The organism is Paracoccus liaowanqingii, from assembly GCF_004683865.2.
In the GTDB taxonomy this organism is placed as follows: Bacteria; Pseudomonadota; Alphaproteobacteria; order Rhodobacterales; family Rhodobacteraceae; genus Paracoccus; species Paracoccus liaowanqingii.
Genome location: NZ_CP038439.1, coordinates 62,955 through 82,943, shown reverse-complemented (window position 1 = coordinate 82,943; position 19,989 = coordinate 62,955). Strand labels below are relative to the sequence as shown.

At 69.8% G+C, this 19,989-nt stretch carries 20 protein-coding genes; 10 read left to right on the top strand and 10 right to left on the bottom strand.

The genetic code is table 11. From position 1 onward, the window contains the following. The first annotated feature begins 89 nt into the window (after positions 1–89). Together E4191_RS00400 and E4191_RS00395 are read left to right on the top strand one after the other, a co-directional pair. Positions 90–1,103 (top strand): porin, encoded by a 1,014-nt coding sequence (locus E4191_RS00400; protein WP_176562597.1) that lies wholly within the window; start codon positions 90–92, stop codon positions 1,101–1,103. A 75-nt stretch (positions 1,104–1,178) separates the two neighbouring features. Next, positions 1,179–1,832: a YggS family pyridoxal phosphate-dependent enzyme gene (locus E4191_RS00395; RefSeq protein ID WP_135311650.1), complete on the top strand. Its 654-nt coding sequence runs from the start codon at positions 1,179–1,181 to the stop codon at positions 1,830–1,832. Here the strand turns inward: E4191_RS00395 and E4191_RS00390 are convergent. Together E4191_RS00390 and ribA are read right to left on the bottom strand one after the other, a co-directional pair. Continuing rightward, entirely contained in the window at positions 1,829–2,344 is a 516-nt protein-coding gene (locus tag E4191_RS00390) for a L,D-transpeptidase family protein (RefSeq protein ID WP_135311649.1), read from the bottom strand. The two genes, E4191_RS00395 and E4191_RS00390, sit on opposite strands and share 4 nt — an antisense overlap. 5 nt (positions 2,345–2,349) lie before the next feature. Then, positions 2,350–3,408, bottom strand: a complete 1,059-nt coding sequence (ribA, locus tag E4191_RS00385; RefSeq protein WP_135311648.1) for a GTP cyclohydrolase II — start codon at positions 3,406–3,408, stop codon at positions 2,350–2,352. A 135-nt stretch (positions 3,409–3,543) separates the two neighbouring features. On the opposite strand from ribA, the gene E4191_RS00380 reads away from it, so the two are divergent. Further along, on the top strand, positions 3,544–4,230 hold the full coding sequence (locus tag E4191_RS00380; RefSeq protein WP_135311647.1) for a response regulator transcription factor: 687 nt from the start codon (positions 3,544–3,546) through the stop codon (positions 4,228–4,230). 164 nt (positions 4,231–4,394) lie between these two features. Here E4191_RS00380 and E4191_RS00375 read toward each other — a convergent pair whose 3' ends face one another. Continuing rightward, the gene (locus E4191_RS00375; RefSeq protein ID WP_135311646.1) at positions 4,395–5,369 is read right to left on the bottom strand and encodes a glutathione S-transferase family protein; all 975 of its coding nucleotides are present in this window, start codon (positions 5,367–5,369) and stop codon (positions 4,395–4,397) included. 86 nt (positions 5,370–5,455) lie between these two features. Further along, complete coding sequence (locus tag E4191_RS00370; protein ID WP_135311645.1) at positions 5,456–6,772, bottom strand: MFS transporter; 1,317 nt, start codon at positions 6,770–6,772, stop codon at positions 5,456–5,458. 213 nt (positions 6,773–6,985) lie between these two features. Between E4191_RS00370 and E4191_RS00365 the strand changes: the two genes are divergently transcribed. Beyond that, positions 6,986–7,771: an exodeoxyribonuclease III gene (locus E4191_RS00365; protein WP_135311644.1), complete on the top strand. Its 786-nt coding sequence runs from the start codon at positions 6,986–6,988 to the stop codon at positions 7,769–7,771. Here the strand turns inward: E4191_RS00365 and nhaC are convergent. Further along, positions 7,768–9,279 carry a Na+/H+ antiporter NhaC gene (gene nhaC, locus E4191_RS00360; RefSeq protein ID WP_135311643.1) on the bottom strand — a complete coding sequence of 504 codons (1,512 nt, stop codon included), beginning with the start codon at positions 9,277–9,279 and terminating at the stop codon, positions 7,768–7,770. The two genes, E4191_RS00365 and nhaC, sit on opposite strands and share 4 nt — an antisense overlap. Before the next feature lie 148 nt (positions 9,280–9,427). On the opposite strand from nhaC, the gene E4191_RS00355 reads away from it, so the two are divergent. The 4 genes from E4191_RS00355 to E4191_RS00340 are packed head-to-tail and all read left to right on the top strand — an operon-like array spanning position 9,428 to position 11,958. Further along, complete coding sequence (locus E4191_RS00355) at positions 9,428–10,333, top strand: tetratricopeptide repeat protein (RefSeq protein WP_407947071.1); 906 nt, start codon at positions 9,428–9,430, stop codon at positions 10,331–10,333. Positions 10,334–10,337: 4 nt separating this feature from the next. Beyond that, entirely contained in the window at positions 10,338–10,964 is a 627-nt protein-coding gene (locus E4191_RS00350) for an LON peptidase substrate-binding domain-containing protein (protein WP_135311641.1), read from the top strand. Then, the gene (locus E4191_RS00345; RefSeq protein WP_135311640.1) at positions 10,961–11,170 is read left to right on the top strand and encodes a Trm112 family protein; all 210 of its coding nucleotides are present in this window, start codon (positions 10,961–10,963) and stop codon (positions 11,168–11,170) included. The genes E4191_RS00350 and E4191_RS00345 overlap by 4 nt, the downstream gene beginning before the upstream one ends. 53 nt (positions 11,171–11,223) lie before the next feature. Beyond that, complete coding sequence (locus E4191_RS00340; protein ID WP_135311639.1) at positions 11,224–11,958, top strand: rhomboid family intramembrane serine protease; 735 nt, start codon at positions 11,224–11,226, stop codon at positions 11,956–11,958. Between the two features lie 67 nt (positions 11,959–12,025). Here E4191_RS00340 and E4191_RS00335 read toward each other — a convergent pair whose 3' ends face one another. From E4191_RS00335 to E4191_RS00315, 5 genes are all read right to left on the bottom strand, one after another. Further along, complete coding sequence (locus tag E4191_RS00335; RefSeq protein ID WP_135311638.1) at positions 12,026–12,910, bottom strand: DUF2268 domain-containing putative Zn-dependent protease; 885 nt, start codon at positions 12,908–12,910, stop codon at positions 12,026–12,028. 33 nt (positions 12,911–12,943) lie between these two features. Beyond that, positions 12,944–15,553: a DNA translocase FtsK gene (locus E4191_RS00330; RefSeq protein WP_135311637.1), complete on the bottom strand. Its 2,610-nt coding sequence runs from the start codon at positions 15,551–15,553 to the stop codon at positions 12,944–12,946. 4 nt (positions 15,554–15,557) lie between these two features. Beyond that, a complete protein-coding gene (locus E4191_RS00325; RefSeq protein ID WP_135311636.1) occupies positions 15,558–16,760 on the bottom strand; it encodes an aminotransferase class I/II-fold pyridoxal phosphate-dependent enzyme in 1,203 nt (400 codons plus the stop codon). A gap of 85 nt (positions 16,761–16,845) precedes the next feature. After that, positions 16,846–18,186: an amidase gene (locus tag E4191_RS00320; RefSeq protein ID WP_135314250.1), complete on the bottom strand. Its 1,341-nt coding sequence runs from the start codon at positions 18,184–18,186 to the stop codon at positions 16,846–16,848. A gap of 6 nt (positions 18,187–18,192) precedes the next feature. Beyond that, the gene (locus E4191_RS00315) at positions 18,193–18,366 is read right to left on the bottom strand and encodes a DUF1674 domain-containing protein (protein WP_135311635.1); all 174 of its coding nucleotides are present in this window, start codon (positions 18,364–18,366) and stop codon (positions 18,193–18,195) included. 91 nt (positions 18,367–18,457) lie between these two features. Between E4191_RS00315 and E4191_RS00310 the strand changes: the two genes are divergently transcribed. Together E4191_RS00310 and E4191_RS23585 are read left to right on the top strand one after the other, a co-directional pair. Beyond that, the gene (locus E4191_RS00310) at positions 18,458–19,693 is read left to right on the top strand and encodes an RsmB/NOP family class I SAM-dependent RNA methyltransferase (RefSeq protein WP_135314249.1); all 1,236 of its coding nucleotides are present in this window, start codon (positions 18,458–18,460) and stop codon (positions 19,691–19,693) included. A gap of 60 nt (positions 19,694–19,753) precedes the next feature. Beyond that, complete coding sequence (locus E4191_RS23585) at positions 19,754–19,924, top strand: hypothetical protein (RefSeq protein WP_168217601.1); 171 nt, start codon at positions 19,754–19,756, stop codon at positions 19,922–19,924. Positions 19,925–19,989 lie beyond the last annotated feature (65 nt).

The following is a 19,989-nucleotide window of genomic DNA, read 5'->3' as shown; positions in this document are numbered from 1 at the left end:
TGCATCACAATCGCGGAAAGGTGAAACAAATCCCATACCCAGTGCGGGACAGCCGACCTGGGCATCAGAGAGACAAGAGGGAACACACCATGAAAAAGGCACTTATCGCCTCCACCGCGCTGGTCCTGTCCGCAGGCGTGGCCGCCGCCGACGTGACCATCTCGGGCTATGGCCGGACCGCCGTCGACTATCAGGAAAGCCGCGACACCGAAGCCCAGATGTCGGCTCGCGTCCGCATGAACGTGCACGCCACGACCTCGACCGACCAGGGCGTCGACTTCGGCGCCCGTCTGCGTCTGCAGTGGGACCAGGGCGATGCGGGCATCACCGCCATCTCGCCGGGCCAGATCTATGTCACCGCCAGCGGCTTCACCGTCGCCGTCGGCAACGTCGGCACCGCCTATGACAACGCCGGCCTGATCTACGCGTCGGAAGTCGGCCTGATCAGCCGTTCGTTCGGCAACTCCTCGGGCGAATTCTACGCCTATTCGTCGAAAGCCTATGGTTCGGACAGCTTCCTGACCTCGTGCGACGAAACCGAAGCCGATTGCGAAACCATCGTCGAGAACCAGACCCGCAACCGTCTGGGCGTCTCGGTGGAATACGCCGTCGACGCGCTGACCGCGCGCTTCTCGTATGTCGATCCCGACCAGACCTCGGGCGAGGGCGACGAAGAGCTGAGCATCTCGGTCGACTACGACTGGAACCAGTTCGCCCTGTCGGCAGCCGCCGTCAAGGACGGCGCCAGCATCGGTGGCAACGACCAGTTCTTCCTGGGCGCGTACTACACCCTGGCCGGCACCGACAACGGCATCGGCGTGAGCTACCTGGACAACGGTTCCTACACCCTCGACGGTGGCACGGTTGACGCAGAATTCGTCGACAACGGCGACACCATCGTGCTGTACGGCGACTATGTCGTCGCGCCGCTGACCACGCTGTCGGCCTACATCGCCAACAACGACGCAGCCGGCAACGAGACCGACAACGCGTTCGGCATCGGCGCCCGCTACGACCTGGGCGGCGCCTACCTGGCCGGCTCGCTGGAGCGTGGCTACGACGAGAACGTCCGCGGCGACTTCGGCGTCCGCTTCGACTTCTGATCCTTCGATCAATCGTCACCACCTTTGGAAAGAGCGGGCCTTGCGCCCGCTCTTTTCTTTTTGTCAGGTAGGACCATGGGACTGGATGACATCACCCGCCGCGTGAGCGCGGCCGAAATCGCCGCCGGGCGCGCCCCAGGCAGCGTGACCCTGATCGCGGTCAGCAAGCTGCAGCCGCCCGAGCGTGTCGAGGCCGTGCTGGCCGCGGGCCATGCCGTCTATGGCGAGAACTACGTGCAGGAGGCGCAGGCCAAATGGCCCGCCTGGAGTGCCGCCCATCCCGGTGTCTCGGTCCACATGATCGGGCCTCTGCAATCGAACAAGGCCCGCGCCGCCGTCGCGCTGTTCGACGCGATCCACACGCTGGACCGCGTGACGCTGGCCCGCAAGCTGGCGGCGCAGATGGCCGAGCAGGGCCGCCGCCCGCAGGTCTTCGTGCAGGTCAATACCGGCGACGAGCCACAGAAGGCCGGGATCCTGGCCGACGAGCTGCCGGGCTTCCTGGCGCTCTGCGCCGAACTGGAGCTGGCACCGTCCGGGCTGATGTGCATCCCGCCCGAGGGCCGCGATCCGGTGCCGCATTTCCGCCTGCTGCGCAAGCTGGCCGAAACCCATGGGCTGTCGGGCCTGTCGATGGGCATGAGCGCCGATTTCGAGGCGGCGATCGCCGAAGGGGCCACGCATGTGCGGGTCGGTTCCGCGATCTTCGGCGCACGGGCTGTCGGCTAGGCCGGAGTCTTTGGATATTTGAGTGAAGAAGAATTGGGGACGCGGATCGTCGTGCCCGGCCTTGCATGGCGGGCCAGCCAGATCAGGTGGGGGCGCGCGACGGCGATGCAGCCCTCGGTCCCATAGCCGGGGCGGCGCCATTGGTGCAGGAAGATGGCCGAGCCTTGGCCGGGCCGGACCTCGGGCCAGTTCCAGTCGGTCGTCAGGACCAGGTCATAGAGCGGATCGGCGCGGCGCAGGCGCTCGTGGCTGGCGGCCAAGGGCGCGCGGGCGTGGTGGTTATAGAGCGGATGAGCCGGATCGTCGCACCACAGGTCGCCCGGCCCGATGGCGCGCGCCCAAGGGGCGGGGCGGGCCAGCCGGTCGGGGCGATACCACAGCCCGGTGATGCGGTGCGTGCCCGCGGGCGTGGCATGGTCGCCCTCGCGCTTGGCCACCGTGATGCCCGCCTTGCCGATGCTGCAGGGCAGGATCCGGCCGCCCACGCGCAGGCCCTGCGGGGTGAGGTGCATCCCCCTCACAGCAGGTGCCCCGATTTTTCGGCCTTGGTGTCCAGATAGCCCGCGTTGTGGCGGTTGCGCGGCACGATCAGCGGCACGCGGTCGGGCACCGCGATGCCATTGGCCTGCATCATCGCCACCTTGCGGGGGTTGTTCGTCATCAGCCGCACCGCCCCGAAGCCCAAGCGCCTGAGCAGCGCCGCGCCGATGCGGAAGTCGCGCTCGTCATCCTCGAAGCCCAGGCGGTGGTTCGCCTCGACCGTGTCGAAGCCCTGATTCTGCAGGTCATAGGCGCGCATCTTGTTGGCCAGCCCGATCCCCCGCCCCTCCTGGTTGAGGTAAAGCAGCACCCCCGACCCCGCCTGCCCCATCGCGGCCAGCGCCGCCTGCAGCTGCGGGCCGCAATCGCATTTCAGGCTGCCCAGCACGTCGCCGGTGAAACAGGCCGAATGCAGCCGTGCCAGCACCGGGGCGTCGCGCGGCGGGTCGCCGATCTCGATGGCGTAATGCTCCTCGCCGCCGTCATCGGGGCGGAAGACGTGCAGGCGGGACCGTTCGGCGGACAGCAGCGGCAGGCGGGCGGCGGCCACGGGGATCATCGCGGCCTCGGCGGCCAGCTGCGCCAGCGCCGGCCCGGGGGGCAGCCGCGTCAGGCCCTCCGGCGCAGGCGCGGCGACGACCAGCATCGCGGGCAGCAGCTGCGCCGACTTGGCCAGCGCCAGCGCAGCGCGATGCGCGTCGACCGCCCCGCCCCGCGCGCTGGTCAACGGGCCCTTCAGCGGCGTCATCAGATCGCCCGCCGGATCGGCCAGCGCCCGCAGCCACCCCAGATCGGCGCCCGGCGGCAGGATCACCCGCGCCAGATCGCCGTCATAGGCGCGCGCCTTCAGCGTCCCCGCCCGCCGATCCGTCAGCGCCAGAACCGCCGGCCCCAGCGCGCGCAGATCGGCGAGCCGGGCGGGCGACAGGGTCTCGACCGCCGCCGCCAGATGGTCGCCCAGGGCCACCGGCAGGCCCATGCGCAGGTCGGCGCGGGCGCGGGCGATCGTCTCGGACAGGGTGGGGATCAGGCTCATGAACGCCTTCCGGGTTGTAACAGTCTGAAACATAACGCCGCGATCCGACAACTCCATGTGAGAAATCGCACATGGCGCTGGACGGGCGGGGCCGCGGCCCTCACCTCATTGCGCAACCACGCAAAGGAGGCAAGCATGGCCGGACTGAAGAAGATCCTGCTGGTCGATGACGAGGAAGACCTGCGCGAGGCGCTGGCCGAGCAGTTGACCGCGACCGACGATTTCGACGTGACCGAGGCCGGCAGCGGCGCCGAGGCCGTCGAGGCCACCAAGAACGCCCTGTTCGACCTGGTCGTGCTGGATGTCGGCCTGCCCGACACCGACGGGCGCGAGCTGTGCAAGAAGCTGCGCAAGCTGAACGTCAAGTGCCCCATCGTGATGCTGACCGGGCATGACACCGATGCCGACACGATCCTGGGACTGGATGCGGGCGCGAACGACTACGTGACCAAGCCGTTCAAGTTCCCGGTCCTGCTGGCCCGCCTGCGCGCGCAGCTGCGCACGCACGAGCAGTCCGAGGACGCCATCTTCCAGCTGGGGCCGTACACGTTCAAGCCCTCGATGAAGATGCTGATCGACACCAAGGACCGCAAGATCCGCCTGACGGAGAAGGAAACCAACATCCTCAAGTTCCTGTACCGCGCGCAGGACGGGGTGGTGGCCCGCGACGTGCTGCTGCACGAGGTTTGGGGATATAATGCCGGCGTCACGACCCACACGCTGGAAACCCACATCTACCGCCTGCGCCAGAAGATCGAGCCCGACCCCTCGAACGCGCGGCTTCTGGTGACGGAATCGGGCGGCTATCGCCTGGTCGCCTGAGGCCCCCTTTGGCAAATTCCTGCGCATCGATTTTGCGCGGGAACCGGGGCGGGGATGCGGCGTTTTATCCCCGAAGCCCAGTGGTCGGAGGATGCGGCCACACTCTTCTCCCTCCTCTCTGATGCCCCCGGCGCGCCCCCCTCCGCGCCGGGGGTTTTTTCATGTCAGCCCCGGTTGTGCGGCTCGGTCCAATCGATCCGGGGGCCGATGGGGATGATCCGGTTCGGGTTGATCATGTCGTGGCTGAAGTAATAGTGCCGCGTGAAATGGTCGGCATGCACGGTGCCCGCCACGCCCGGCCATTGATACAGCTCGCGCGCCCAAGCCCATAGGTTCGGATAGTCGATCACCCGCTGCAGGTTGCACTTGAAATGCGTGTGATAAACGGCATCGAAGCGCAGGATGGTGGTGAACAGCCGCCAGTCGGCCTCGGTGATCCGGTCGCCGGTCAGGTAGCGATGATCGGCCAGCAGCCCTTCGATCCAGTCCAAGCTGTCGAACAGCGGGTGGACAGCCTTGTCATAGGCCTCCTGGCTGGTGGCGAAGCCCGCCTTGTAGACGCCGTTGTTGACCGTGTCATAGACCCGGTCGTTGACCTCGGCGATGCGGTCGCGCAGGGCCTCGGGCCAGTAGTCGTCGCGGTTGCCGGTGACCTCGTCGAAGGCGCTGTTGAACATGCGGATGATGTCGGCGCTTTCGTTGGACACGATCCGGCCCGTCTCGCGGTCCCACAGGATCGGCACCGTGACCCGGCCCGACATCTTTGGGTCGGTCTTCAGATAGACCTGCCGCAGATAGTCCAGCCCGAACTGCCGGTCGCCGGTCACGCCGTCGAAATCGGTGCGGAACTCCCAGCCCTCCTTCAGCATCTCGGGATGCACGACCGAGACCTCGACATGCTCCTCCAGCCCCTTCAGGGCGCGGAAGATCATCGTACGATGCGCCCAGGGGCAGGCATGGCTGACATACAGATGATAGCGCCCGCTGGCCGCCGCAAAGCCGCCCTCGCCCGTGGGACCGGCGCGGCCATCGGCGGTCACCCAGTTGCGGAACTTCGAGGTGTCGCGCTTGAACTCACCGCCGGTGCTGTCGGTGTCGTACCATTCGTCCTTCCAGACGCCTTCGACCAGTTGACCCATGGGGGCTCCTTTCCGTGATATGTCGGGGCAACGGACAGCCGCCGCCCGTTGTTCCTTGGTGCCGACCGTCGGTCCCGTGCCGGACCTCAGCCGATGGCACGGTCGCGCGTCTCGACCCGGACCAGCATCAGCGCCACGGCGGCCAGCAGCAGCAGGACGGCGAAGCTGCCGATCGCCAGGCCGAAGCCGCGCGCAAAGACCACCGCCAGCAGGCTGGGCGCCAGGATGCCGCCCAGCCGCGCCATCGCGCCCGCCGTGCCCATGCCGGTGCCGCGCAGATGCGTGGGATACAGTTCCGGCGTCAGCGCATAGAGCGCGCCCCAGGTGCCCAGCAGCGCAAAGCTCATGACGATCAGGGCGGTTGCGACCAGCACCGGGCCGGTGGCCACGGCGAACAGCCCGCAGCCCGCCGCGCTGAGGATCAGGAACCCGGTCAGCGTGGGCTTGCGCCCCAAGGCCTCGACCCCCCAGGCGGCCAGCGCATAGCCGGGGATCTGCGCCAAGGCCAGGATCACCAGGAACCCATAGCCGCGCACGAAGCCGAAGCCCTCGGTCGCCAGCTGCCCCGGCACCCAGACGAAGACGCCGTAATAGGACAGCGACACCAGGAACCACACCGCCAGCACGCCGATTGTGGTGCGGCGCAGGGGCGCGTCCAGGATCGACCGCGCCGCGCCCGCGGGCACGGGGGTCGAGATCAGATGCGCGTCCGCCGGCAGGGGCGGGGCGCCATTGACGCGCAACACCCGGTCGATGACCGACCGCGCCTCGATCTGGCGGCCCTTGCGGACCAGGTACATGGGCGATTCCGGGATCCAGAACCGCAGGCCGAAGCCGATCAGCGCCGGCAGGGCGGCCACCAGGAAGATCCAGCGCCACGGTGCCGCGGCCCCGAAGCTGGCGGCGGCCCAGGCCGTCAGCGCCACGACGATGGTGCCCACCGCCCAGAACCCCTCCAGCCAGACCAGCCAGCGGCCCCGGTTCTTGGGCGGCAGGAACTCGGCCATCATCGCATAGTCGACGGGCAGCGTGCCGCCGACCGCGACCCCGGTCAGGAAGCGCAGGATCAACAGCCAGGTGAAATCCCCCGCCATGACCGAGGCCAGGCCGAAGATCGCGTCCATGGCCACCGTGCCCACCAGCACCCATTTGCGCCCGATCCGGTCGGCCACCCGGCCGAAGACGAAGGCGCCCAGGAACATGCCCAGGAAGAACACCGTGCCGATCTGCAGCGCGGTCACGCGTTCCACCCCGAAGCTGACGGCGACCGAGGGCGCGGCGAAGCCCACCGCGATCACCTGCATCGCATCCGCCGCCCACACGAGGCCGAAGATGCCCAGAAGCCGCCATTGGAAGGTGCCCGTGCCGCCGCGAGTCAGCGCCTCGTCGATGGTCAGTTTCATGCGTCTTCCCTCCTGCAGGATCGATCTTGCGCAAAGCAATAACGCGATCGTGACGCAAAACAACCCTGCAGCGCCCCCCGCCCCGGCGCGGCCCCGCCGGTGCACGCCCTGTGTCCGACCTGTGCACATCCGGTGCACGCCCTGTGCGCCCACCCCGATGCTCGACAGCCCCCGGGCGCGCCGCTAGGGTCCGCGCCGAAAAGGAGCCCGCCCATGTTCACCATCGCCACCTGGAACATCAACTCGGTCCGCCTGCGCGAGGGTCTGGTCGCGCGGTTCCTGCAGGACGAGGCCCCCGACATCCTGTGCCTGCAGGAATGCAAGGCGCCGGTCGACAAGATCCCGCTGACCCGCTTCGCCGAGCTGGGCTATACCCATGTCGTCGCGCGCGGGCAGAAGGGCTACAACGGCGTCGCGATCCTGTCCCGCCTGCCGCTGGAGGATGCCGGGGACCGCGACTATGCGCGCCTGGGCCATGCCCGCCACGTCTCGGCCCGGCTGGAGAACGGCGTGGTCATCCACAACATGTATGTGCCCGCAGGCGGCGACATTCCCGACCGGACCGTCAACGAGAAGTTCGGGCAGAAGCTGGATTTCGTCTCCGAGATGCGCGACGTCTTCCATGCCGACCGCCCGCAAAGGTCGATCCTGGTGGGCGACCTGAACATCGCCCCGCGCGAGGATGACGTCTGGTCGCACAAGCAATTGCTGAAGATCGTCAGCCATTCCCCCATTGAGGTCGAGCATCTGCTGGCCGCACAGGAGGCCGGGAACTGGGTCGACGTGACGCGCCAGGACATCCCCTCGGGGCTGCTCTACAGCTGGTGGAGCTATCGCGCCAAGGACTGGGACGCCGCCGACAAGGGCCGCCGGCTGGACCATATCTGGGCCAGCGCCGACATTGCCGCCGCCGCCCATTCCAGCCGCATCCTGCGCCCGGTGCGGGGCTGGGACCAGCCCAGCGACCACGTGCCGGTGCTGGCCAGCTTCGACCTCTAGCCGGGGGTGTCGCCGCCCAAGGCATGATCGCCCAGGTCCAGCACGTCCTCGTCCTGGCGATCCCACTCGCCGCGCTCGGTGTCGGTCGCGCGGGGCGAGAACCAGCCGGTGACCGCATAGAGGATGCCGATCAGCGGCGCCGTCCAGCAGGCGAAGGCCAGCGGGATATAGAGAAGGTTCGTCAGGTTGCCGTCCATCACCCCCAGCGACAGCGCGGTGATGACGAAGGCGCCGCCCGCGTTCCACGGGATCAGCGGCGACATCAGCGTGCCCCCCTCCTCGACCGCGCGCGACAGGTTCAGCGTCGAATAGCCCATCCCGCGATACAGGGGCGCATACATCCGCCCCGGCAGCGCGATCGAGATATAGGGGTCGCCCGCCACCACATTCGTGGCGAAGGCCGTGGCGATGGCGCTGCTCTGCACGGCGGCAAAGCTTTTGACGCGGCCGATGATGGCGTTGATGATCGCCTCCAGGCAGCCGGTGCGCTCCAGCGCGCCGCCGAAACCCAAGGCGATCAGCATCAGCGAGATGGTCCACATCATCGACTGAATGCCGCCCGCGTTCAGCAGGCTGTCGATGTCCTCGACGCCGGTCTCGATCGCATAGCCGGACTGGGCATAGGTGAAGACGTCGTGCAGCCCCTCGCCCTGCCAGAAGATCGCGACCAGCCCGCCCAGAAGCACGCCCGAGAAGAGCGAGGGCAGCGGCGGGCGCCGCGTCACTGCCAGCACCACGACGACCAGCGCCGGAATCAGCGGCACCAGCCCCAGGCTGAACTGCGCGGACAGTGTGTCGGTGATCGCCTCGATGCGCCCGAAGCTGGTCTCGGCCGGGGTGATCAGCCCGTATCCGGCCACCGCATAGATCGTCAGCGCGATCAGCATGGCGGGCACGGTCGTGGGCAGCATGTTCTTGATGTGATCGAAGACGTTCACCCCGGTCACGGCCGGCGCCAGGTTCGTCGTGTCCGACAGGGGCGACACCTTGTCGCCGAAGAACGCCCCCGACACGACCGCGCCGGCGGTCCAGTAGGTCGGGATGCCGAAGCCCGCGCCGATGCCCATCAGCGCGACGCCCACCGTGCCCACCGTGCCCCAGCTGGTCCCCAGGGACAGCGACACGACCGCGCAGAGGATCATCGCCGCCACCAGGAAGATCTGCGGATTGAGGATCGTCAGCCCGTAATAGATCAGCGTCGGCACGGTCCCGGACGAGATCCAGACGCCGATGATCATTCCCACCACGATCAGCACCGACAGCGACGGCATCGACACGTGGATGACGTGAAAGACCCCCTCGCGGATGTCCATCCACTTCTGCCCGCGCAGCACGCCCAGCAGGCTGGTGATCGCCAGCCCCAGGACCAGCGGGATATGCGGCGTGAAGTCGCCGTACCAGAACAGCTGGATCGCCAGCAGTCCCAGCGTCAGCACGATCGGAAGCAGGGCCAGCGGCAGGGGCGGCAGCGCCCGTTTCTCTTCGGTGATCCCGGTCGTCTGCGTCATGGCGTGCCCCCTCGTGACGGTCCCCTCGCCTCACGCCCGCGTGAGGTCAGTGGCGGCGCAACGCACATTCCGCCCTTTTGTTCACCGGCCCGACGCCCCATATTGTGCCGAACCGTTTTCAACCCAATCACCCGGGGCAAAGATGACCATGCTTTTCGACGGGGCCCAGGCGCCCAAGACCGAAGACTTCATCAAGGACGTGACCGAGGCGACCTTCATGGCCGAGGTCGTGGAAGCCTCGATGGAGGTGCCCGTCATCGTCGACTTCTGGGCGCCCTGGTGCGGGCCCTGCAAGACGCTCGGCCCCGCGCTGGAGGCCGAGGTGGCCCGCCACAAGGGCCGCGTCCGCATGGCCAAGGTTGATGTGGACCAGAACCAGATGATCGCCGGGCAGCTGCGCGTGCAGTCGGTCCCCACGGTCTTCGCCTTTTTCAAGGGCCAGCCGGTCGACGCCTTCCAGGGCGCGCTGCCCGCCAGCCAGATCAAGCAGTTCGTCGACAAGCTTGCCGCCATGTCCGGTGATGACGGGGGCCTGGGCGACGCGCTGGCCGCTGCCGATCAGATGATCGAGGACGGCGAGGCCGCCGACGCGATCGAGACCTTCACCGCCATCATCGGCGAGATGCCCGAAAGCCCCGAGGCCTGGGGCGGCCTGATCCGCGCCCATCTGGCGGCGGGCGACACCGCCGCCGCCGCCTCGACCCTGCAGCAGGTGCCGGCGCCGGTCGCGCAGGCGGGCCCCGTCGAGGCCGCCCGCGCCCAGCTGCAGCTGGCCCAGCAGGCCGCCACCGCGGGCCCGCTGGACGACCTGCAGGCCCGGGTCGAGGCCGACCCCGCCGACCAGCAGGCGCGGCTGGAATACGCGCAGGCCCTGCATGCCGCGGGCCGCCTGGAAGAGGCCATCGACATCCTTCTGGACAGCTTCCGCCGCGACCGCGACTGGAACGAGGGCGCCGCGAAGGCCCAGCTGATCACGATCTTCGACAGCCTCAAGCCCAACGATCCGATCGGCCAGAAGGGGCGCCGCCGGTTGTCCTCGCTGATCTTCGCATGACGCCATGACGCGCCGCTTCGACCTGCCCGACCGCATCCCCCTGTTCCCCCTGCCGGGCGCGGTGCTGATGCCGCGCGCCCGCATCCCGCTGCACATCTTCGAGCCGCGCTACCTGCAGATGCTGGAGGACGCGCTGAAGACCGAGCATCGCCTGATCGGCATGATCCAGCCCGAGGGCGACGGTCTGTCGGCCATCGGCTGCGCGGGGCGGGTGGTGGCGTTCTCCGAGACCGATGACGGGCGGATGATGATCTCGCTCGGCGCCGTCTCGCGCTTTCGCCTGCTCGAGGTCGAGGAGGGATTCGCTCCCTATCTGCGGGCGCAGATCGACTGGACGTCGTTCGTGCGGGATCTGGGCGGGGCGGAACAGGATCCGGGGCTGGACCGCAAGGCGCTGTTCGCGCTGCTGGGCCGCTACATGGAGACGCAGGACCTGTCCACCGATTGGGACGCCGCCGCCGGGGCCGAGGACGAGCTGCTCATCAACTCGCTGTCGATGATGCTGCCCTTCTCGACCGGCGACAAGCAGGCCCTGCTGGAATCCCCCACCCTGTCGGACCGGCGCGAGCTGCTGGTCGGGCTGGTCGAGTTCGCCCTGCATGGCGGCGAGAACGAGGAACGACTGCAATGACCGACTCCACCCTGCCCGTCTCCGCCCCCACCTTTGATCGCCACATGATCGAGGCGCTGGTCTGCCCGGTGACCCACGGCCCGCTTCATTACGACGCCGCCGCGCAGGAGCTGGTCTCGCGCGCCGCGGGGCTGGCCTTCCCGATCCGCTCGGGCATCCCGATCATGCTGATCGACGAGGCCCGCCAGATCCGCGCCGATGACTGACCCCCGCGCCGGGCGCCTCGGGCCCCGCTCCGCCGCCCCCGGCCGACCCGCGCATGGCTGACCCCGACCGCCCGGTCGCGATCCCGCCCATCCCGCGCGCGCAGACCCGTTTCGTCCCGCCCACCGGCCCAGAGCGCACCGGCCCGGACACCGCCCCTCACCGCCTTGGCCAAGGCCCCCTGCGCCTGCCTCTCTGGCTGCGCGCCGTCATCCTTGCCTGCTGCCTGGTCGAGGCTGCCTTGCTGGCCGCTCCGCTTCTGGGCCTGGGCAGCGCCCGCGCGGCCAGCTTCATGCTGGGCGGCTTCTGGTCGCCGCTCCTCTGGGGCGCCTCCGGCCTCTATCCCTGGCAGGGGGCGGTGATGTTTCTCACCTATGGCCTGCTGCATGCGGGCCTGCTGCATCTGGCGATGAACATGATCTCGCTGGCCGCCGTGGGGCGCGAGCTGACGCGCATGATGGGAACGGGCCGGATGGCCTTGACCTATCTGGCCAGCCAGATCGGCGCCGGGGCGGTCTTTGCGCTGATGCAGCCGCAGGCCGGGCCGATGGTCGGCGCCTCGGGCGCGGTCTTCGGCCTGGCTGCGGCGCTGGTGGGCCATGCCGCGATCACCCTGCGCCGCCGCCGCCGCTCGATGGCGCCGCTGGTGCGGGCGGTGGCGATGATCCTTGGCCTGAACGTCGCCCTGACGCTGCTGATGCCCTCCATCGCGTGGGAGGCGCATCTGGGAGGCGCCGTGACCGGCCTGGCCCTCGGGCTGATCTTCGCCGTCCTGCCCCGCCGGACCTGACACCCAAGGTCGACAGCCCAAGGACCCCACATCCGGCCTGACAGACCGGCTTGTCCTCCTTCGGTCGTCAAATATCCCGGGGGTCGCCGGCTGGTCCGCCACTGGTCCGAGGATCGGCCGGCGACGGGGCTGGCCCCCCGGCCTCGCCGGACGCAACCGGCCTGTCCTCCCCGACACCGTCCCTGACGGAAGGCTCCTCCCCGGTCCTGCCCTGGGGCAGGGTGTCCTCCCCGCTGACCTCCGCGCCCGGAACCGTATCGGCAGGTTCGTCACCTGCCGCGCTCTCGTCAGCCCCGTCCTCCTCCGGCGCCTCGATCCCCTCGGTCGCCAGCAACCGGCGCAGGGCGGGGCGGAAGCTGTCGGCGGTGGCCAGCAGCAGGGTCAGGACATCCTCGCCGGGCGCATGGGCCAGATGCTCGGCGATCAGGCGGTGGCCGATGCCCTGCCCTGTTCCCCTCCGCCTCCGGCCGCGCCCGGAAAACCATTCGTCATGATCGTAATCCCGCCGCGCCCACAGGTTCGCCGCCTGCCGCAGCGAGCCTTGGGCGGGGCGCATCGCGTCGCGCGGATCGGCCTCGCCGCCCAGCACCACTTGGGCGAACTGCGCGGCCAGGCCCTCGCTGACCACGGCCTCTCCCAAGGACGGGATCCCCCCGGGCCGGTCGCCGCGCAGCAGATGGACCATCTCGCGCAGCAGCAGGCGCCGCAGGGCGTCGGGCTGGAACCGTCCGGGCGTCAGGGTGACCTCGATCACCCCCGGCCCGGTCACCCGCCCGACCATGCCGCTGTCGGGCAGAGGCTGCTCCGCCGCCCGGACGATCAGATCGAAGCGCGGCAGATCGACATGCCCCGCCGCCAGGGCCACGGCCGCGCGGGCGGTGGCGCGGATCTGGGGCATCACCCCGGTCAGGGCGTTGCGCGCGTTCAGCAGATGCAGGTGCCAGATCGTCATCGTCGGAAAGATCCCCCGCCGCGTGCCAGAGGATCAGACCTCGGGCACCAGCACCTCGCGCTTGCCCACATGGTTGGCGCCTGACACGACGCCCTGCTCCTCCATCTGCTCGACCAGCCGCGCGGCCTTGTTGTAGCCGATGGCCAGCTTGCGCTGGATGTAGCTGGTGGAACACTTGCGGTCCTTGGCCACGATCATCACCGCCTGATCGTACAGCGCATCGTCGCCGCCCTCACCGCCCAGGCCCAGCACCGCGTCGATGTCGTCGGCCTTGTCATCCTCGACTCCCTCGACGACGCCCGACTTGTAGCTGGGCGGTCCGAAGGACTTGAGGTGGGTCACGATCTCCTCGACCTCCTCGTCGCTGACGAAGGGGCCGTGGATGCGGGTGATGCGCGCGCCGTTGCCCATGTACAGCATGTCGCCCTGGCCCAGCAGCTGCTCAGCCCCCTGCTCGCCCAGGATGGTGCGGCTGTCGATCTTCGAGGTGACCTGAAAGCTGACCCGGGTCGGGAAGTTCGCCTTGATCGTGCCGGTGATGACATCGACCGAGGGGCGCTGCGTCGCCATGATCAGGTGGATGCCCGAGGCGCGCGCCATCTGCGCCAGACGCTGGATGCAGGCCTCGATCTCTTTCCCCGCGACCATCATCAGGTCGGCCATCTCGTCCACGACCACGACGATATAGGGGAAGGTCTCGGGCTGGAATTCCTCGGTCTCCCAGATCGCGTCGCCGGTGTCCTCGTCGAAGCCGGTCTGCACGGTGCGCTTGAACATCTCGCCCTTGCGCAGGGCCTCGGTGACGCGGCCGTTGTAGCCCTCGATGTTGCGGACACCCATCTTGGACATCTTGCGATAGCGGTCCTCCATCTCTCCGACGACCCATTTCAGCGCCACGACGGCCTTCTTGGGATCGGTGACGACCGGGGACAGCAGATGCGGGATGCCGTCATAGACGGACAGCTCCAGCATCTTGGGGTCGATCATGATCAGCCGGCATTCGTCCGGCGTCAGCTTGTAGAGCAGGCTCAGGATCATCGTGTTGATCGCCACCGACTTGCCCGACCCGGTGGTGCCCGCGATCAGCAGGTGGGGCATCTTGGCCAGGTTCGCCACGACCGGATCGCCGCCAATATCCTTGCCAAGCGCCAAGGGCAGCGGCTGCGTGCCGTTGCCGAAGGCACGGCTGGCGAAGATCTCGCGCAGCAGGACCTTCTCGCGCCGCGCATTGGGCAGCTCGATCCCGATCACGGTGCGGCCCGGCACCGTGCTGACGCGCGCCGACAGGGCCGACATCGACCGGGCGATGTCGTCGGCCAGACCGATCACCCGGCTGGCCTTGAGGCCCGGTGCGGGTTCCAGCTCGTACAGCGTCACGACCGGACCGGGGCGGACCTCGGTGATCTGGCCCTTGACGCCGTAATCGTCCAGCACCGCCTCCAGCATGCGGGCGTTCTCCATCAGCGCCTCGTGGGACACCGGCACCACGTCGGTCTCGGAGGGTGCCGACAGCAGCGAGAGCGGCGGGCGTTCATAGCCCGAGCCGCCCTCCTCGAAGCGCAGCGTGGGCTCGGCCTCGGCCCGGGCCATCCGCGAGGGCTCGGGCTTGCGGGCCGGCGCGATGATCTGGCGTGGCGTCTCGGCGCCGAAGGGGCGCGGATCGACGGGCGCCTCCTCGGGCTCGGGCATCAGTTCGGGCGAGGTCGGGGCCGTGCCGCCGCCCTGCACCAGCCGCGAGGCCACCGCCTTCAGCACCGAGGATTTCGCCGTGCTGGAGCGGATCGCGTCGCTGATGCGACCCCGCACCTCGGCCTCGGAGGGGGCGTCGCCGTCGTAATCGGCGTCGCGCTCGATCAGCTCGGGCTCGGGCATCTCCTCCTCCAGCTGGAAGTCGGGGGCGGGCGCCGCGCGGCGGCGGGCGGGCGAGATGACGGTGGTCTCCTTGGCGCGGGCGGGGCGGTCCTCGCGCGGCTGGCGCAGCCGGCGAACGGCACCCGCAGCCTGCGATCCGGCCAGCGCGGTCCCCTGCGCGGCCAGGGTCAGGCCGCTGCGGAAGCGCGTCCACAGTCCGGTCAGTTCGGCCCGATCGAAGCCCAGCACGAAGGCCCCGGCGGCGATCACGGCGATGGCGGCCAGCAGCGCGGCGATGCGGATGCCCAGCTGCACCTTCATCGGCAGCAGGTTCAGCATCGCGCCCATCACCATGTCGCCGAAATGGCCGCCCAGGCCATAGTTCTGCTGCCAGCCCGGCCCCGGCACCAAGGTGCTGGCATAGACCGACACCAGCACCACCGCGACGGGGGTGAAGATGCCGCGCATCAGGCGGTCCTCGCCCTTGTGCAGCATCAGGCGCAGGCCCCAGACCCAGGCCGCGACGACCAGCACCCAGGCCCCATAGCCCGCGATCATGATCAGCGCCGAGGCGACGATGGCCCCGAACCCGCCCAGCATGTTCTGCGCGGGCGCATCCGTGGCCGAGCCGAAGCTGGGATCGTCGGGCGTCCAGCTGCCCAGCATCAGGGCGATGACGATGCCCAGCACGATCAGCGCCGCGCCGAGGGCCTCTTTCCCGCGCCGTTCCAGCGCGGCCTGGGTCGATTGGTCGAACAGCGGATCGCGATGTTTCGCCTGCCAGCTTGCCATGGTCTCAGCCCTCCGCCGTGTCGTCGTAAAGAACCGCGCGCAGGCGCGTCAGGGCGTCGCGGGTCTGCGCCGCATCCGCGACCAGCGCCACGCGCACGAAGCCCGCCCCCGGATTGATCCCGTCCACCTCGCGCGACAGGTAGGCGCCGGGCAGCACCTGGATGCCCGCCTGCGCCCACAGCCGCCGCGCGGCGGCCTCGCCATCCGCGACCGGCAGCCACAGGAAGAACCCGCCCTGGGGGGACCGGTAGCCGGGGATGTCGCCCAGCACCTCGTCCGCGATGCGGTATTTCTGCTGGTACAGCGCCAGGCTGGCCGCGACGTGATCCTCGTCGGCCCAGGCCGCCTCGCTGACGCGCTGCACGGGCAGCGGCAGGGGCGCGCCCGCATAGTTGCGCAGCTGGCGCATCCGGGCGATCTGGGCCGCACCGCCCGCCGCAAAGCCCGACCGCAGTCCGGGCAGGTTCGACCGCTTGGACAGCGAGTTGAACATGACCACCCGGTCGGGCAGGCCCATCGCGGTCGCCACCTGCAGGGCGCCGGGCGGCGGGGCGTCGCGCCAGATCTCGGAATAGCATTCGTCGGCCAGGATCAGGAAATCATGCCGCTCGGCCAGCGCGACCAGCGCCTCCAGATAGGCCACGTCCGCCACCGCGCCCTGCGGATTGGCGGGCGAGCACAGATAGGCCAGCCCCACCCGGTCCAGCAGCGCCGGGTCCAGCGCGCCGTAATCGGGCAGGTTGCCGGTGTCGGGCGTGGCCGCGACAAAGACCGGGTCGGCGCCCACGGCGGCGGCGGCCACCGCATAGACCTGGTAGAAGGGATTGGGGATCAGGATGGCGGGGCGCTGGCCGTCCTTCCGTTCGGGGCACAGCGCAAGTGCCGCGTTGAACAGCCCCTCGCGCGTGCCGTTCAGCACCATCAGCCGCCCCGGCGCCACGTCCAGACCATAGCGGCGGTCCAGCCAGCCGCCGATCGCGGCCAGCAGCTCGGGGGTGCCCTCGTTCGGGGGATACTTGGACAGCTGGCCGATGCTGGCGGCCATGACATCGGCCACGAAGCCGGGCATCGGGTGGCGCGGCTCTCCGATCGTCAGAATCATCGGGGCCTCGCCGGGGGCCAGCCCGGGGGTGATCTCCGCCAGCAGCGCCCGCAGGCGCGGGAACGCGTAGTCCGGCAGGTTCGTGAACCGCTCGGGGAATGCCATCTCTGCCTCGCTTTCCGGGGTCTGCGCCCCGTTCCTTGGCGGAAACTTTAGCGTGATCGCGACCTTGCGTCCAGCAAAGACCCCGTCACGCCGTCCCGACATCCAACGCGGCCTCGGCCCCTGCCGCCACGCGCAGCAGATGGCGGTCCTGGCCCGCATGGCCCATCAGCGAGATCCCGCAGGCCGGGTGCCCGGTCGGCAGCGTGACCGCGGGCAGGCCCAGCAGGTTGGCGATGCGGGTGTTCCTGAGCGTCAGCAGGTTGGCGCGGACGAATTCGGCCTCGTCCTCCATCAGGCGCTGCGCGTTGGGGGGCATGATCGGCACGGTGGGGACCAGCACGGCGTCATAGCCGCCCACGACCTCCTTGATCCACTTGCGGCGCACCCGCATCAGGCTTTCCCACGCGGCGACGTAATCCGGCCCGCTGACCTCGGCCCCGCCCCGGAACCGGTCCAGGATCGGCTTCCACATCAGTTCGGGCGCATCCTCGATCTGCGCGCGCCAGATGCCATAGGCCTCGGGCGCGAACAGCTGCGGCGACAGGGCCAGGGCGCGGTCCAGCCAGTCGGTCGTGACATGGGTGATGGTGGCGCCGGCCTTGGCCAGCCGGTCCACCGCATCCTGGAAGGCCGCGACGGGACCGGGCTCGGCGCCGTCATAGGGCAGCCCGTCCAGCACCATCAGCCGCTTGCCCGAGATCTCGGCCCCCTCGAGGTCCGGGGCGCGCTGGTCGGCCATGATGGCGAACAGCTGCGCGCAATCCTCGACGCTGCGGGCCAGGGGGCCGGCGATGTCGAACTTGCGCGCCAAGGGCACCACGCCCTTTTCGGGCAGCGCGCCGTGGCTGGGCTTGAAGCCCACCAACCCGTTCCAAGCGGCCGGCACCCGTACCGATCCGCCGGTGTCCGACCCGATCGCCGCCGCCGCCAGCCCCAAGGCCACCGAGACCGCCGCCCCCGAGGACGAGCCCCCCGGCGCCAGGTCCGGGTCCAGCGCATTCGGCGGCGTGGCCGTCACCGGGTTCAGCCCCAGCCCCGAAAAGGCCAGTTCCGTCAGATGCGTCTTGCCCAGGCAGACCATGCCGCGCCGGGCCGCGCGGGCCAGGATGTTGGCGTCCTTGCGGGGCACCCGCCCCTCCAGCAGCTTGGAACCCGCCTCGGTCACCGTGCCGCCGCTGTCGATATTGTCCTTCCAGCTGATCGCGACGCCGTCCAGCAGGCTGTGGCGGCGCTCCTGCTTGGCGCGGTCATGGGCGGCGACGGCCTCGGACCGCGCGCGCTCGGGCGTCAGGCGGGCGAAGATGCGGGCGCTGTCGGGATGGGCCTTAGCGGCGGCCAGATAGGCCTCGGTCTGGTCGATCGGGTCCAGCACGCCCGCCAGGATCGCGCGGCCCTGCTGGGTGGCCGAGGCCTTCAGCCAGTCCATGGCCATTCAGAAATCCACCGCGATGCCGTTCTTTTCCCAATCGCCATAGCGCACGGCCTCGGGGCCATCGCGCCCGCCGTATTCGACGGGCAGGATCTGCCCCGCACGGGTCTTGCGGCGTTCCTCGGCCTCGGCCAGGGCGCGCTGCGCGGCGGGGGGAAGCGTGGTGTCATCACTCATGGAAACATCTCCCGAATGGGGGTATGGGTCGCGGCCAGTCTTGAACAACATGTAGGCAAAGGAAAGCGTTTTGGCAAAGCCGGGCGGCGATATGGCGCGAAAGGGCGCATTGCGATTGATCCAGGGCGTGCGCGAGGGGCGGTCGCTTGGCGACCAGACCGGAGCGCTGCGCAGCCTGCCCGTGGCCGATCAGGCCCGCGCGGCCCGGCTGGCGGCCGAGACGCTGCGCCATCAGGGGCGCGCCGACCGGGTGATCGAGGGGCTGGTCAACCGCAAGCCCGCCCCCCAGATCGCCGACGTGCTGCGCCTGGCCGTGGTCGAGATGCTGGAGCTGGGCGCCCCCGGCCATGGCGTCGTCGGCGCCGCCGTCGACCTGACCCGCACGCTCGGCGCGCGGGGTCAGGCGGCGGCGGGCATGGTGAATGCCGTGCTGCGCAAGGCCGCTGCGTTTGAGGGCTGGGCCGACCTGCCGCCGCAACCCCTGCCCGACTGGCTGCGCGGCCCGCTGGTCGATGCCTATGGCGATGCGGTGATGCAGGCGATCGAGGCCGCCCATCAGCAGGGCGCGCCCCTGGACCTGACCTTGAAGCCCGGCGCCACGCCGGTGCCGGGGGCCGAGGCGCTGCCGACCGGATCCTGGCGGATGACCGGACCGGCGCAGGTCTCGACCCTGCCGGGCTTCGAGGCGGGCGACTGGTGGGTGCAGGATGCCGCCGCCGCCCTGCCCGTGCGCCTGCTGGACCCGCAGCCGACCGAGCGGATCGCGGATCTCTGTGCCGCGCCGGGCGGCAAGACGCTGCAGCTGGCAGCCGCCGGGGCCCGGGTCACCGCCGTCGACATCAGCGAGGGGCGCCTGCGCCGGGTGACCGAGAACCTGACCCGCTGCGGCCTGACCGCCGACCTGGTCGCCGCCGATGTGCTGGACTGGCGCCCCGAGGCGCCCTTCGACGCGATCCTGCTGGATGCGCCCTGCTCGGCCACCGGCACCATCCGCCGCCACCCCGACCTACCCTTCATCCGCGACGGCCACGGCATCGCGGAGCTGATCGAGCTGCAGGCGGCGCTTCTGGACCATGCCCTGACCCTGCTGCGCCCCGGCGGGCGGCTGGTCTTCGCCACCTGCTCGCTGATCCCCGACGAGGGCGAGGTGCAGGTGGCCGAGGCGCTGGAGCGTCATCCCGGCGTGACCGTGGACAGCCCCGACCTGCCCGGCATCGACCCGGCCTGGATCACCGAAGAGGGCGGGCTGCGCCTGCGCCCGGATTACTGGTCCGATCGGGGCGGCATGGACGGGTTCTACATGGCCCGGCTGCGAACGCCTTCGTGAGGGAACCCGCCCCGCCCGTCGCGGCTTTCGCCAGCAGCCGTGACACGAAAGGATGACAGCATGAAACTGAGCTATATCGCCTTGGGACTGAAGATCGCGCAGGCCGTCATGCGGACCCGCAGCGCCACCACCGTGTCGCGCGGGGCCGGCGGGCTGGCCTCGGGGATCGGGACGGCGGTGATGATCGTCGCCGCAGCCGGTCTGGCCCGCAAGCTGTTCGGCGGCCGCTGAGGCCCTTCGGGGGCATCCGTGCTGGACCTTCGGCCCGGGCTTCGGTAACCGGGGGCAAACCAGAC